The 13,816-nt window shown below is 62.0% G+C and carries 12 protein-coding genes and 1 pseudogene; 1 reads left to right on the top strand and 12 read right to left on the bottom strand.

Going from position 1 to position 13,816, the window contains the following annotated elements; all coding sequences use genetic code 11:
* Positions 1-42: 42 nt before the first annotated feature.
* The 9 genes and pseudogenes from BLR63_RS25445 to BLR63_RS25405 form a co-directional block, all read right to left on the bottom strand.
* A complete protein-coding gene (locus BLR63_RS25445) occupies positions 43-861 on the bottom strand; it encodes a phosphoglycolate phosphatase (protein ID WP_010566360.1) in 819 nt (272 codons plus the stop codon).
* On the bottom strand, positions 858-1,532 hold the full coding sequence (rpe, locus tag BLR63_RS25440) for a ribulose-phosphate 3-epimerase (RefSeq protein ID WP_010566359.1): 675 nt from the start codon (positions 1,530-1,532) through the stop codon (positions 858-860). The genes BLR63_RS25445 and rpe overlap by 4 nt, the downstream gene beginning before the upstream one ends.
* A gap of 84 nt (positions 1,533-1,616) precedes the next feature.
* Positions 1,617-2,765, bottom strand: a complete 1,149-nt coding sequence (locus tag BLR63_RS25435; RefSeq protein WP_010566358.1) for an iron-containing alcohol dehydrogenase — start codon at positions 2,763-2,765, stop codon at positions 1,617-1,619.
* A gap of 140 nt (positions 2,766-2,905) precedes the next feature.
* A complete protein-coding gene (locus BLR63_RS25430; RefSeq protein ID WP_010566357.1) occupies positions 2,906-3,730 on the bottom strand; it encodes an ABC transporter permease in 825 nt (274 codons plus the stop codon).
* A 12-nt stretch (positions 3,731-3,742) separates the two neighbouring features.
* Positions 3,743-4,990 (bottom strand): ABC transporter permease, encoded by a 1,248-nt coding sequence (locus BLR63_RS25425; protein ID WP_010566356.1) that lies wholly within the window; start codon positions 4,988-4,990, stop codon positions 3,743-3,745.
* Between the two features lie 148 nt (positions 4,991-5,138).
* Positions 5,139-6,179 (bottom strand): ABC transporter substrate-binding protein, encoded by a 1,041-nt coding sequence (locus tag BLR63_RS25420; protein ID WP_010566355.1) that lies wholly within the window; start codon positions 6,177-6,179, stop codon positions 5,139-5,141.
* Between the two features lie 44 nt (positions 6,180-6,223).
* Positions 6,224-7,336, bottom strand: coding sequence for an ABC transporter ATP-binding protein (locus BLR63_RS25415; RefSeq protein ID WP_010566354.1), 1,113 nt, complete (start codon positions 7,334-7,336; stop codon positions 6,224-6,226).
* A 302-nt stretch (positions 7,337-7,638) separates the two neighbouring features.
* Positions 7,639-8,267: pseudogene (locus BLR63_RS25410) on the bottom strand (response regulator).
* Positions 8,268-8,285: 18 nt separating this feature from the next.
* Positions 8,286-10,280 (bottom strand): PAS domain-containing sensor histidine kinase, encoded by a 1,995-nt coding sequence (locus BLR63_RS25405; RefSeq protein ID WP_010566352.1) that lies wholly within the window; start codon positions 10,278-10,280, stop codon positions 8,286-8,288.
* Between the two features lie 77 nt (positions 10,281-10,357).
* Here BLR63_RS25405 and BLR63_RS25400 point away from each other — a divergent pair, with 77 nt between their 5' ends.
* Positions 10,358-11,332 carry an alpha/beta hydrolase family protein gene (locus tag BLR63_RS25400; protein ID WP_010566351.1) on the top strand — a complete coding sequence of 325 codons (975 nt, stop codon included), beginning with the start codon at positions 10,358-10,360 and terminating at the stop codon, positions 11,330-11,332.
* Positions 11,333-11,335: 3 nt separating this feature from the next.
* Here BLR63_RS25400 and BLR63_RS25395 read toward each other — a convergent pair whose 3' ends face one another.
* The 3 genes from BLR63_RS25395 to BLR63_RS25385 are packed head-to-tail and all read right to left on the bottom strand — an operon-like array spanning position 11,336 to position 13,801.
* Positions 11,336-12,103, bottom strand: coding sequence for a TerB family tellurite resistance protein (locus BLR63_RS25395; RefSeq protein WP_010566350.1), 768 nt, complete (start codon positions 12,101-12,103; stop codon positions 11,336-11,338).
* Position 12,104: 1 nt separating this feature from the next.
* Complete coding sequence (gene murU, locus BLR63_RS25390) at positions 12,105-12,779, bottom strand: N-acetylmuramate alpha-1-phosphate uridylyltransferase MurU (protein ID WP_010566349.1); 675 nt, start codon at positions 12,777-12,779, stop codon at positions 12,105-12,107.
* Positions 12,776-13,801, bottom strand: coding sequence for an aminoglycoside phosphotransferase family protein (locus tag BLR63_RS25385; protein WP_010566348.1), 1,026 nt, complete (start codon positions 13,799-13,801; stop codon positions 12,776-12,778). Before BLR63_RS25385 ends, murU begins: the two co-directional genes overlap by 4 nt.
* Positions 13,802-13,816: the final 15 nt, after the last annotated feature.

Below are 13,816 nucleotides of genomic sequence, written 5' to 3'. Positions count from 1 at the left end.
AGTCAGGTAGGCAAACGTGCCGCAGAGCGCGGCCAGAATCAGTCAGGCGCGCCAACGCCAGCGGGCCAGGGCCTTGATGACTTTCATCCAGAGTTTGCGAGTGACCACCACGATGGAATTTCCAGAAGGGGACGGATCGGTATCGAGCAACGTTATCTCAGCGCTCGCTCCCAAGCAACCGGGGATTAGCAGTCGCAGATCATCGATGACCAGTGAGGGCGACTCTTCGGCGATCGGACGGCCATGGTTGTAGCCGTAACTCAACGCCACGCACTGCACGCCAGCCGCTTTGGCCGCCAGCACATCGCTGCGCGAATCGCCGACGAACAATGACTGGGACGCGGGGATATTGGCCATTTTCATCACGAAAAACAGTGCCGCCGGGTCGGGTTTCTTTTGCGGCAAGGTATCGCCGCCGATGATCCAGCGGAAGTAACGACCAATTTTCATCTGGTCCAACAGCGGCGCGACGAAACGCTCGGGCTTGTTGGTGATCAGGGCCATTTCCACGCCCTGCTTGCTCAGCCATTTGAGGGTGTCGCGCACGCCGGGATACACCACCGTCAATTCGTGGTTGCTTTCATAGGCAACGTTGAACAGCTCCAGAGCGTGTTCGGCCTCGACCTCGTCCACGTCCTGGGCGTCAATGTGATTGGCCAGGGCCCGGCGCACCAGCATCTGTACGCCATTGCCGACCCATTCACGTACCGGGTCGATCCCCACCGGCTTGCGCCCCAGCTTGAGCAGCATCTCGTCCACCGCCGCCGCCAGGTCAGGCACCGAATCGATCAACGTACCGTCCAGATCGAACATCACCAGCCGTGGCAGTTCGCCGGAAAACAACTGCTCGAAGCCGCTCATGGACGCGCCAGAGCCAGTTCGGCGCGCATCTTGTCGATGACTTCCTGGTAGTCCGGGGCGTTGAAGATCGCCGAGCCGGCCACGAAGGTATCCGCGCCGGCAGCAGCGATTTCGCGGATGTTGTTGACGTTGACCCCACCGTCGATTTCCAGGCGGATGTCGCGGCCCGACGCATCGATCAGCGCGCGGGCTTCGCGCAGCTTGTCGAGGGTGCCGGGGATGAACTTCTGCCCGCCGAAGCCAGGGTTGACGCTCATCAGCAGGACCATGTCGACCTTGTCCATCACATACTTGAGCACATCCAGCGGGGTGGCCGGGTTGAACACCAGGCCCGCCTTGCAGCCGCCTTCGCGGATCAGTTGCAAGGTGCGGTCGACGTGCAGCGAGGCTTCCGGGTGGAAGGTGATGTAGGTGGCGCCGGCCTCGACGAAATCGCCGACGATACGATCCACCGGACTGACCATCAGATGCGCGTCGATCGGCGCGGTGATGCCGTACTTGCGCAGCGCCGCGCAGACCATCGGGCCGATGGTCAGGTTGGGCACGTAGTGGTTGTCCATGACATCGAAGTGCACGAAGTCGGCACCGGCGGCCAACACCTTGTCCACTTCTTCACCCAGGCGGGCGAAATCGGCGGAGAGAATCGATGGAGCGATAACGAAGGGCTGCATGACGCACCTTTTTTGAGCTAAATCACGATGGCGCGCATTGTATACCTCATGCTTTACCCTGCGCACCGTGACCTGACTCAACGACTAGTAAGCCGCCCGATAGATTTTCTCGATATCCGCCGCGCTGAGCTTGCGCGGATTGTTGCGCATCAGCCGCTCGATACCGGCAGCTTCGATGGCCATGGCCGGAATGGACTCCTCGGGCACCCCGAAGCTGCGCAGGCCTGCCGGGATCTCCACGGCGGTACACAGTCGCGTCATCGCCTCGACGGCCTGGTCGGCTGCATCGTTGACGCTCAGGCCGTTGATATTGACCCCCATGGCCTGGGCAATGTCCTGCATACGTTCCACACAAGCCAGCTTGTTCCAGTGCATCACATAGGGCAGCAACAGTGCGTTGCTCACGCCGTGGGCGATGTTGAACCGCCCGCCCAGCGGGTACGCCAGCGCATGCACCGCCCCCACCCCGGCATTACCGAACGCCATGCCAGCCATCAGGCTGGCGGTGGCCATGTCGTCGCGGGCCTGCAGGTTGGCCGGGTTGGCGTAGGCCTTGGGCAGCGCCTTGGCAATCAGTTTGATAGCGCCGATGGCCAGGGCGTCGGTGATCGGCGAGGCATTCAGCGACAAGTAGGATTCGATGGCATGCACCAGCGCATCCACGCCACTGGCGGCGGTGACACCGCGCGGGCAGGTCAGGGTCATTTGCGGGCTGATCAGCGCGACATCCGGCAGCAAATAATCGCTGACGATGCCTTTTTTCAACTGCGCGGCCTTGTCGGAAAGGATCGCCACGTTGGTAACTTCCGAGCCGGTGCCGGCCGTGGTCGGGATGGCGATCAGCGGCGGGCCTTTGCGTGGCACCTGATCGACGCCGAACAGATCCTCCAGGGCGCCATGGTAACCGGCATAGGCGGCGACACTTTTAGCGATGTCGATGGCGCTGCCGCCACCCAAGCCGATCAGGCCGTCGTGCCCGCCGTCGCGGTAGGCCTGCATGCAATCTTCAACGATGGAGATTTCCGGGTCAGGCAGCACGCGGTCGAAAATCTTATAGGTGCGCTCGCCCAGATGCTCGAGCGCCAGTGCCACGGTGCCGGACTTGACCAGCGCGGCATCGGTGACGATCAGCGGGTTGTCGACATCCAGGCGCGTCAACTCTGCCACCAATTGCTCGATGGCACCTGCGCCGGTCAACAGTTTGTGGGCGATCTTGAATGAGGAAGAACTCATGTGCTCGGCCTCTTGTTGATTGTGGGCTGGCACAAGAGTAGCTGAGCGAAACAGGTTGTCTCCCATTCAACAGCTGAATGGTCACAGTCCTCCTGTGGGAGAGGGCGTGCCCCCTCCCACATTTTGATCTGCGCTGGACTTTAGACCTGGGCGGTGCGCAGCTTCTCGCTACGTCCGCGCAGCCATTCCAGCGTCAGCAACAGCAACACCGAGAAGGCGATCAGCAAGGTGGCCGCGGCGGCAATCGTCGGGCTGAGGTTTTCGCGGATGCCGCTGAACATCTGGCGCGGCAAGGTCGCTTGTTCGGGACCGGCGAGGAACAGTGTTACCACCACTTCATCGAACGATGTCGCGAACGCGAACAGTGCACCGGATATCACACCCGGTGCGATCAGCGGCAAGGTCACGCGGCGAAACGCGGTCAATGGCGAGGCACCGAGGCTGGCCGCCGCCCGCACCAAGTTATGGTTGAAACCCTGCAACGTCGCCGACACGGTGATGATCACAAAGGGCACGCCCAATACCGCATGCACCACGATCAGCGAGAGAAAGCTGTTGCCCAGGCCCAACGGTGCAAAGAACAGGTAGCTGGCCACACCGATGATCACCACCGGCACCACCATCGGCGAAATCACCAGGGCCATCACCAGCGCCTTGCCGGGGAAGTTGCCGCGTGTCAGGCCGATTGCCGCCAGGGTGCCGAACACCATGGCCAGCACCGTAGCCGCCGGAGCGACGATGACGCTGTTCTTCAGGGCCCGCATCCATTCGGCCGAGGCGAAGAAGTCGTGGTACCAGTGCAACGAGAAACCTTGCAGCGGGTACACCAGGAAACTGCCGCTGTTGAACGACAGCGGGATGATCACCAGCACGGGCAATATGAGGAACAGCAGGATCAAGCCGCAGAGTATCCGCAAGCTGTAGAACCACACCCGTTCCACCGGTGACATATAAGGGCTCAGCATCGCAAGGTCTCCTCAGCTCAGGCGCAGGCGGCTGGCGCCCACCAGCCGGTTGTAGATCAGGTACAGCAACACGGTCGCCAGCAGCAGCAAGCCGCCCAACGCCGTCGCCATGCCCCAGTTGATGCTGGTGTTGGTATAGAACGCCACGAAGTAGCTGACCATCTGGTCGTTCGGGCTGCCCAGCAGTGCCGGGGTGATGTAGTAACCAATCGCCAGGATGAACACCAGCAGACAGCCCGCGCCGACACCGGCGTAGGTCTGCGGGAAGTAAACCCGCCAGAAGCTGGTGAACGGATGGCAGCCCAGGGAAATCGCCGCACGCATATAGGTAGGCGAAATACCCTTCATCACGCTGTAGATCGGCAGAATCATGAACGGCAGCAGGATGTGCACCATGGAGATGTAGACCCCGGTGCGGTTGAACACCAGCTCCAGTGGCTTATCGATCAGGCCCATGCCCATCAGGGCACTGTTGATCAGGCCACCGGACTGCAGCAGCACGATCCACGCCGCCACCCGCACCAGGATCGAGGTCCAGAACGGCAGCAACACCAGAATCATCAGCAGGTTGCTTTTACGCGCCGGAAGGTTGGCCAGCAGATACGCCAGGGGATAAGCCAGCAACAGGCAGACGGCGGTGATCACCAGGCCCATCCAGAAGGTGCGGGCAAAAATATCCAAGTAGATCGCCTGGTCCGGCGTGGCCGGGGCCACTTCGCCCAGGTCGTCGATGCGGTGATCGACGGCGGCCAGCAGATAGAACGGTGTCAGGCTACTGGTATTGCGGCGGATCGCCTGCCAGTACGCCGGGTCGCCCCAACGTTCGTCGAGGGTTTCCAGCGCTTCTTTATAAGAGGCCGGCGCTTCGGTAAACGGCAGCGCCCGCGCGGTTTTTGTCAGCAGGCTACGATAGCCGGCCAGTTCCATGTTCAAGCGTTTGGACAGGTCGCCCAGGGTCTGGTTTTTACGCGCCTCGCCCAAGTCTTCGCTGAGGGCCTGGTACACCGGTTCACCCGGCAGACCACGACCGTCCCAGGCCTTGACCGCCACCACGGTACGCGGCAAACCGCCCACCACTTCCGGGTTGCCCACGCTTTTGTAGAGCAGCGCAACGATCGGCACCAGGAACACCAGCAGCAAGAACAGCACCAGTGGCGCGATCAAGGCCTGGGCCTTCCAGCGATTGAGCCGTTCGGCACGCGCCAGACGCTGCTTGAGGGTGGGGCTGTTGACCTCGTTCGAGGGAACGGCGATGGCCATGGCTAACTCCGAAACTTGAAAATGAATGCACTCTGCCAAACGCAGCGGATCCCCTGTGGGAGGGGGCTTGCTCCCGATAGCGGAGTGTCAGTCAGTACATCTAGCAACTGATACACCGCCATCGGGGGCAAGCCCCTTCCCACATGGATTATTTAGCTGCCCAGGAATTGAAGCGCTGCTCGAGTTGCTCGCCGTTATCGGCCCAGAAGCTCACGTCGATCTGCACCTGGTTGGCGATGTTCTCAGGCGTGGTCGGCATGTCTTTCAACACGTCCTTGGCCAGCAACGGTACGGCTTGGGTGTTGGCCGGGCCGTAAGCGATGTTTTCCGAGTAGATCTTCTGCTGCTGTGGTTGCACCGAGAAGGCGATGAATTTCTTCGCCGCGTCAGCACGATCCTTGGACAGGCCTTTTGGAATAGCCCATGCGTCGAAGTCGTAGATACCGCCGTTCCACACCACTTTCAGGTTGCTTTCTTTCTGCACGGCAGCGATGCGACCGTTGTAGGCCGAGCTCATCACAACGTCACCCGAGGCGAGGTATTGCGGCGGTTGAGCACCGGCTTCCCACCATTGGATCGAAGGCTTGAGCTCATCCAGTTTCTTGAACGCGCGGTCCTGACCGTCTTTGCCGGCCAACACTTTGTACACGTCCTTCGGCGCGACGCCGTCGGCCATCAATGCGAATTCCAGGGTGTACTTGGCGCCCTTGCGCAGGCCGCGTTTACCCGGGAATTTCTTGGTGTCCCAGAAGTCCGCCCAGCTGGTCGGTGCCGAGGTCAGCTTGTCGGCGTTGTAGGCCAGCACGGTCGACCACACGAAGAAGCCCACGCCGCAGGGCTGGATGGCGCCCTTCACGTAGTCGGCAGTGTTGCCGAACAGTTTCGGATCGAGTGGCTCGAACATGTCTTCGTCGCAACCGCGAGACAGTTCCGGCGACTCCACTTCTACCAGGTCCCAGGACACGCTTTTGGTGTCGACCATGGCCTTCACTTTGGCCATCTCACCGTTGTACTCACCGGCGATGATCTTGCCGTTGCCCGCGCTTTCCCACGGTGCATAGAAGGCCTTGACCTGTGCCGCCTTGTTCGCGCCACCGAAGGACACGACCGTCAGGTCCGGGCCTGCCATGGCCTGGGTCGCACCGATCAAACCGATCGCCAGTGCGGAATACTTAAGGGATCTCAACATTGTTGTTCTCTCCACGTGCAGGGTTGGTGAAGCCATGGGGGCGATTATTTCGCCTCTAGAAGTGGGTCGAGTGCGCGAACGTGCTCGACTTGCCAGCCAATCGGTACCACGTCGCCGACCGCCAGTGCCGGGTCCAGCTCGGCGATCGGTTGTTTCACAAAAAAATCGGTCATGCCGCAGACTTCCAGGCGCACACGCACGTGGTCGCCCAAGTAGACAAATTCCGCCACCCGCCCGGAGAAGCGGTTGACGCAACTTTCGCTGGAGCCATTGAGACTGACGCGCTCCGGGCGCACCGACAGGGTCACCGGGCCGCCGATCTGGCCGACGTTCACCGCCAGGGCTTCGACTTTTTCGCCGCGCGCCAGCTCGACCACGCAACGGTCGCCGGTACGGCTGTGCAGGCGGCCATTGAGACGGTTGTTTTCACCGATGAAGTTGGCGACGAAGGTGTTCTTCGGCTCCTCGTACAAGGTACGCGGCGCGGCGATCTGTTGGATCTCGCCCTGGTGGAACACCGCCACCCGATCAGACATGGTCAAGGCTTCGCCCTGGTCGTGGGTCACGTACACCACCGTCACGCCGAGGCGCTGGTGCAGGTGCTTGATCTCCATCTGCATGTGTTCACGCAGTTGCTTGTCGAGAGCGCCGAGGGGTTCATCCATCAGCACCAACTGCGGTTCGAACACCAGCGCCCGGGCCAATGCCACACGCTGCTGCTGGCCGCCCGACAGTTGCGCCGGGTAGCGTTGGGCGAAGGCGTCGAGCTGGACCATGCTCAGCACGCGTTTGACCCGCTCGCTGATATCGGTCTTGCTCAAGCCGCGTACCGACAGCGGGAACGCCAGGTTCTCGGCGACGGTCATGTGGGGGAACAACGCGTAGTTCTGGAACACCATGCCAATGTCGCGCTTGTGCGGCGGCACGTTATTGATCGCGCGCCCGGCCAGCTGGATTTCGCCGGCGGTCGGCGTTTCAAAGCCGGCAAGCATCATCAGACTGGTGGTCTTGCCCGAACCGGACGGCCCGAGCAGGGTCAGGAACTCGCCCTTGCGGATCTCCAGGTTGAGGTCTTTGACGATCAGGTTCTCGCCGTCGTAGCTCTTCTGCACGCCACGAAAGCTGACCAGCACATCATTTGAATCCGCCTCGCTCATACCTGCACCTTTGTATTTTGGACTGCTGTGGCACAAGCGTAGTCCAGGCGCGAGCCCCCGGAAATCGGGAGCCAAGAGAGAATCGCATCAGCCGGATGGAAGGTTGCGGGTAGGGAACGCCCTACACGAATGACGGTAATAGAACAGTCCTACAGCCCTTTCCATAAAAAACGCCGCATAGAGCCGGTCGCAAATAGACACGCCCACTGTAAGAGCGGGCTTGCTCGCGAAAAACGTCAATGCAAACGCGGGCATCCTGAATGAACCGGTTGTTCTTGCCTTCTTCGCGAGCAAGCTAGCTCCTACAAAAGTTTGTGCTCCATGGCGTACTTCACCAGCTCGGCCAGGGAGGTGATGTTGAGTTTCTGCATCAGCCGCGCCTTGTGGGTGCTGATGGTCTTGCTGCTCAACGCCAGTTGCTGGGCGATATCGTTGACGTTGGCACCCTGGGCCAGGCGTTCGAATACCGAGAATTCGCGCTCCGACAGCAACGAATGCAAGGGCCGGGAATCGGTCAGGCCGACTTCGAAGACCATGCGGTCCGCCAGCTCCGGGTCGATATAGCGCCCCCCGCAGCCACCTTGCGAATCGCCATGAGCAGCAACGCAGGATCGCTGTCCTTGGTGGCATAACCGGCGGCGCCCACCTTCAACGCACGGGCGGCCATTTGCGCCTCGTCGTGCATCGACAACACCAGGATCGCCGGCGGATTGCTCATCGTACGAATCCGCGCAATCGCTTCCAGGCCGTTGACGCCGGGCATCGAGATGTCCAGCAGCACCACCTCGCAAGGCACGTGGCGCAAGGTCTCCAGCAGTTGCTCGCCATTGCTCGCCTCCCCCACGACCTGCAGGTCTTTGGCCAGGCCGATCAATTGCTTGATGCCTTCACGCACGATGGTATGGTCTTCGGCTACCAGTACACGGATCACAGGAGTTTCCTCTTAGAATTATCCATCCAACGGCACCGTGACACTCAGGGTGGTGCCCTCCCCCAACTCGCTGTCCAGGCTCAGTTGCCCGCCCATGATCAGCACCCGCTCGCGCATGCCCACCAGACCGAACGACACCGGGCGGCCCTGGGCCTGGATGAACCCGACGCCGTCGTCGCTGATGGTCAGCCGCAAGTGTGCGCCCTCCACCGCCAGGGTTAGCTCGACAGTATGCGCCTGGGCATGACGCATCACATTGGTCAACGCTTCTTGCAGGATACGGAACAGGCCGATGGCCTTAGCATCGCTCAAGACCGGCACGTTTTCCGGCACCTGCACCAGACAGGGAATGTGCGTGCGCGCTTCGAAACGCCGCGCCTGCCATTCGATGGCCGAGGCGATGCCGGCGTCGAGGATCGGCGGACGCAACGCCGTGGCCACGTCCCGTACCAGTTGGAACAGTTGGGCAATCAGGCGCTTCATGCTGTTCAAGCGCTCGTGCAGGCCGGGGTCGAGTTGCGCATAGGCCAACTCGCACATCGACGTTTCCAGCTTGAGCACGGTGAGCATCTGCCCGAGCTCATCGTGCACCTCGCGAGCGATGCGCGCCTTTTCTTCTTCGCGCACGGTTTCCAGGTGGGCGGACAGCTCGCGCAGTTGCGCTTCGCTTTGCAGCAGGGCGGCCAGGGTTCGACGAAGTTCGGTGACGTCGTTGAGGTAGACCACCAGGTACTCGGCCTCGGCAAAGCGCAGAAAGCTCAAGGACACGTTGGCCGGCAGGATGCTGCCATCGGCCCGCCGACAATCGGTGGCGAAGTTCTGCGGCCCGTCCTCGCTGGCGCGCGCACGCTTCCACAGGTTCAGCCAGCGGTCCATATCCAGGCTCGGGTCGAGATCGACCAGCGGCCGCTCGATCAATGCGCCGGGGCCATAGCCAAGCATGTTTTCGGCGGCGTGGTTGGCGTAGCGCACATGGCTATCCCAATTGACCCAGAGGATACCGACGGTGCTTTGATCGATGGAAAACTGCGTGAGCCGCAACGCCTCGGCCCCGGCGGCGCGGGCCGCGCTTTCCTCGCGGGAGGCCAACAGACTGTGTTCCAGCACACGTTGCTGGCGACGCTGCCAGAACACCGTGGCCAGGCTGGCAAGCAGCAACAGCCCCAGCAGCAGGCTGAGGTTTTGCCACAGGCCCGGAGACTCAGACAGCCGTGGGTATTTGGGTTGCAGCCAGCGGTTGTGCAACTGGTCGAGATCGCGGGCAGGAATAGCGCGCAGTGCGCTTTCCATGATGCCGGCCAGTTCCGGCCACTCCCGACGCGTGGCCACCCGCAGTAATTGCGGCAGGCCGATATCCCCCACCACCGCCAGCCCGGCGAATTCCGCCTCACCGGACAACCGACTCAGTTGCGCTTCATCCACCACGGCGTAACGCGCCTGCTGGTTGACCAGCAGTTGCAGGGCCTGGCGCTCCATGGGCACGCCTTGCAGATTCAGGCCGGGATAGGTACTGCGCAGGTAATCGGCCACGGCGCTGGGCATGCGCACGGCGACGCGGGATCGGTCATCGAGTTTTTCCAGCTCCACGGCGCCGCCACCTTCCCGGATGCCGACGATATGTTGAGGCACGCGCATGTAAGGGTCGGTGAACAACCACAGGCGCAAACCGGCCGGGGTCTGTTGCAGGCCGGGGGCGATATCCACCTCGCCGTCGCGCACCGCCGCTTCCAGCTGTTCCTGGCTGGGAAAGTTACGCCAGGTCAGCTCGATGTTCAGCGCCTTGGCCAGCCACTGCATCAACTCGACATTGGCCCCGGACAACCGCTGCAAACGCCGGTCGTATTGCGCGTATGGCGCCTGCAACACCAGGCCCACCCGCAACTCCGGGTGCTGGGCCAGCCATTCGCGTTGCTGCGCATTGAGCTGCGCCTGGGGTGTAGCAGGCGCAGGGTTGGCATTTGCCATCAAGGCAAAGCACAAACAGCCGATAACCAGCAGACCGCGAAAACCCATGATCGACGTCTCACATCACTGACAAATACTGACCAACCCATTAGGCTGCTGGAATCATTTCTGGCCGGGAATCAACGATGCTCTTTCTCCACCGCTCGGCACTGCCAGCATTGTGCCTGTCACTGCTCTTTACCAGTGCCTTTTCCGTACAGGCCGCCGACACCCCTGCACCGGCGGCCGAAAAACCCGTCGAACGCCAACCCCTGCCTGAACGCAGCCAGGAAGAAGCCCGCTTCCTTGAACGCAAGATCCCGCAACAGGAACAGCAACAGTTGCAGGCCGGCAGCGATTCATTCCTCGCCCTGTGGAAGCCGGCCAACAGCGGCGAACCCGAAGGCGTGGTGATTATCGTACCGGGCGCCGGGGAGAATGCTGACTGGCCGCAAGCAATTGGTCCATTGCGACGTAAATTGCCGGATGCCAACTGGGGTAGTCTCAGCCTGTCGCTGCCGGACATGAGCATGGACACCTTGCCGCCGCGCGTCATGGAAGCGCCCAAGGCCAGCGTCGATACCAGCAGCAAAGAAGCGAGCACTGCCGAAAAGCCGATCGAACAAGCGGCCAGCGCCGAAGCCGAAGGCACCGATCCGGCAACGGTCCCCGGCGCCGACGAGCAAGACAAGACCGACGCATCGCGCATCTTTGCCCGCATCGATGCCGCCGTGGCCTTCGCCCAAACCCAGAGTGCGCGCAGCGTGGTGCTGGTCGGGCATGGCACGGGCGCCTGGTGGGCCGCGCGTTACCTGGGCGAGAAACAACCGTCCCAGGTGCAGAAATTCGTCATGGTCGCCGCCCAGACACCCACGGGACGCCATCCGGGCCTGGAACAACTGGCCCCCGGCCTGAAACTGCCGACCGCCGATATCTTCTATCAAGACGACGCTCAGGCACGCAAAACCGCGCTGGCCCGTGTGCAGGCGGCCAAGCGCTTGAAGAACGACGGCTATAAGCAGGTGTCATTGAAAACCCTGCCGGGCAACAGTGCAGCCGAGCAGGAACAGTTGTATCGCCGGATCCGCGGCTGGTTGAGCCCTCAGGCCATTGCCGACTGACGCCTACTTGAAGTCGCGCCGCTCGCGGATCAACGCAAAGGCACTGTGCAATTCGCGGGTGCGCTCGGTGGCCTCGCGCACTTGCGCGGGGCTGGCGCCCGAGCCGGCAATCTTGTCCGGATGGTGACGACTGAGCAGGCGGCGATAGGCGCGCTTGATCGCCGAGGGTTCGGTGGTGGTCGTCACGCCGAGCAAGCGCAATGCATCCTGATAGCTCCCGCCGCGGTTGGCCACCGGCTTGCGCTCAGGCGTGTAATCCGCGGCCAAGGCCTGCAGCTGTTGCGGCGTCCAGCCCAGCCATTTACCCCAGAGATCGATCAGGTCGCGCTCGGCGGCGTCCGCTTGGCCATCGGCCCAGACCATCCGCCAGCACGCACGCAACACACCTTCCGCCGCGTGGGGCTGAGCCTTGAGCACACGCAGGTAGCTGCGCACGCGGTCCGAGCCGGACTTGCCACGGTTGAACGCCGCGATTGCACGGCGCTGGGCCGACTCGGTCATGTCCAGCGCGCGCATCTCCTGGCGCGCCTGCTGGATATGCCCATCCACCACTCGACCATTGCTTTTGGCCAGGCGTCCCAGCAACACAAACAACAACTCGTCATTGCGCAACGCCGGACGCCCACCCAGGCGTTCGCGCAATTGCGCCCAGCTTTGCAGTTGCAGGCGACGGTCCAACGCCTGCCCCAACAGCGCACCCAACAAGGCCCCCGGAATACTGGCAATGGCAAAGCCAGCCCCGGCGCCGATCAGCGTCCCTGGCCACAGCATGCTACTGCCCCGCTGCCAGCAGGGTTTCGACTTGCGCCAGGCGCTCCAGCGTGCCGACATCGATCCAGCGTCCCGCCATGTGTTCCCCCGTTACCAAACCTTTCGCCATGGCCACCCGCAGCAGCGGCGCCAGCTTAAAGGCACCGGCGCTGCAACCCGCGAATAGCTTGGGGTCGAGCACTGAAATGCCACTGAAGGTCAGGTTATCGGCACCGGGCGCGGCATCATGAAGCAATCCCTGATCAAGGTAGAAATCACCGCCCGAGGGATGATGCGCGGGGTTGTCGACCATCACCAGGTGGGCCAGGCCCCGGAGCGGTTGCTTGAGCCGGGCGAAGTCGTAGTCGGTCCAGATATCGCCATTGACCACCAGGAAGGGTTCATCGCCCAACAGCGCCAAGGCCTGGAAAATCCCGCCGCCGGTTTCCAGCGGCTCGCCCTCCGGGGAATAGCGGATGCGCACGCCAAACTGTGCACCGTCGCCCAGGTAGCTTTCGATCTGCTGGCCCAGCCAGGCATGGTTGATCACCACATCGGTGAAGCCGGCCTTGGCCAGCGCCTCCAGGTGATACTCGATCAGCCGCTTGCCGCCGACCTGCACCAACGGCTTGGGCGTGTGCAGAGTGAGCGGACGCATCCGCTCGCCCTTGCCGGCCGCGAGGATCATCGCCTTCATACACACGCCTCTGCGGGTTGGCGCAGGCTGTCGAGCAATTCACCCAGCTCGCTCAACTCAGGACGCTCGGCCAACACCGCCTCTATATAAGCAAAGAAGCGCGGCACATCGGCCAGGTAGCGAGGCTTGCCGTCGCGATGGCAAATGCGCGCGAAGATGCCGATAACCTTGAGGTGACGCTGCACGCCCATCAGGTCGCTGGCACGCAGGAAGTCGTCGAAGCTTGCCTGCACCGGGACGCCCAGCGCGCGGGCACGTTCCCAATAACCGCGTTGCCATCCCCGCACGCGGGCCTGGGGCCAACTGAGGAAGGCGTCCTTGAACAGGCACGTGATGTCGTAGGTCACCGGGCCATACACCGCGTCCTGGAAATCCAGCACCCCAGGATTCGGCTCGCTGATCATCAGGTTGCGCGGCATATAGTCGCGGTGCACCAGCACCTTCGGCTGCGCCAGGGCGCTGTCGATCAAGTGGTCACTGACGCGCTGCCACAGCGCTCGCTGGTGTGTATCAAGCTCGATACCCAAATGCCGGCGCACATACCACTCGGGGAACAATTCGAGCTCGCGGCGCAGCAGGGCCACGTCATAGCTGTGCAGCGGCGCATCCATCGGCAACTGCTGGAAAGCCAGCAAGGCGTCGATCGCATCGGCGAACAATTGATCGGCGTTTTGCTCGTCAATCACGTCCAGATAGGTCTTTCTGCCCAGGTCATTGAGCAAAAGAAAGCCTCGCGGCAAATCTTCTGCATAAATTTTTGGAACATTTATCCCCGACTTCGCGAGCAAATGGGCGATATCGACGAAAGGTTTGCAGTTTTCCTGGGGGGGTGGCGCATCCATTACTACGAAAGTCCGACCGCCCCCTTCCCAACGGAAATAGCGCCTGAAACTCGCGTCGCTACTGGCCGCGGTCAATGTGGCCGGGGGTACGACACCCCAGTCTTGAGCGTTGAAAAGGATCGGCAACTGCTCATCCAGCCAGACTTGCAGCTGTTGTAAACGTAGATCTTGCTCGGGCATTACAAGGGTCTCCGA

Source organism: Pseudomonas extremaustralis (genome assembly GCF_900102035.1).
Taxonomy (GTDB): Bacteria; Pseudomonadota; Gammaproteobacteria; order Pseudomonadales; family Pseudomonadaceae; genus Aquipseudomonas; species Aquipseudomonas extremaustralis.
Note: the sequence above shows the minus strand (reverse complement) of the source record. Positions and strands in the feature narration are given on the sequence as shown.

Coding starts and splice junctions, on each gene's coding strand:
- BLR63_RS25415 (WP_010566354.1), bottom strand. CDS start 7,336: ATGAGCGAGGCGGATTCAAATGATGTGCTGGTCAGCTTTCGTGGCGTG.
- BLR63_RS25400 (WP_010566351.1), top strand. CDS start 10,358: ATGCTCTTTCTCCACCGCTCGGCACTGCCAGCATTGTGCCTGTCACTG.
- BLR63_RS25395 (WP_010566350.1), bottom strand. CDS start 12,103: ATGCTGTGGCCAGGGACGCTGATCGGCGCCGGGGCTGGCTTTGCCATT.
- BLR63_RS25445 (WP_010566360.1), bottom strand. CDS start 861: ATGAGCGGCTTCGAGCAGTTGTTTTCCGGCGAACTGCCACGGCTGGTG.
- BLR63_RS25385 (WP_010566348.1), bottom strand. CDS start 13,801: ATGCCCGAGCAAGATCTACGTTTACAACAGCTGCAAGTCTGGCTGGAT.
- BLR63_RS25435 (WP_010566358.1), bottom strand. CDS start 2,765: ATGAGTTCTTCCTCATTCAAGATCGCCCACAAACTGTTGACCGGCGCA.
- BLR63_RS25405 (WP_010566352.1), bottom strand. CDS start 10,280: ATGGGTTTTCGCGGTCTGCTGGTTATCGGCTGTTTGTGCTTTGCCTTG.
- rpe (WP_010566359.1), bottom strand. CDS start 1,532: ATGCAGCCCTTCGTTATCGCTCCATCGATTCTCTCCGCCGATTTCGCC.
- murU (WP_010566349.1), bottom strand. CDS start 12,779: ATGAAGGCGATGATCCTCGCGGCCGGCAAGGGCGAGCGGATGCGTCCG.
- BLR63_RS25420 (WP_010566355.1), bottom strand. CDS start 6,179: ATGTTGAGATCCCTTAAGTATTCCGCACTGGCGATCGGTTTGATCGGT.
- BLR63_RS25425 (WP_010566356.1), bottom strand. CDS start 4,990: ATGGCCATCGCCGTTCCCTCGAACGAGGTCAACAGCCCCACCCTCAAG.
- BLR63_RS25430 (WP_010566357.1), bottom strand. CDS start 3,730: ATGCTGAGCCCTTATATGTCACCGGTGGAACGGGTGTGGTTCTACAGC.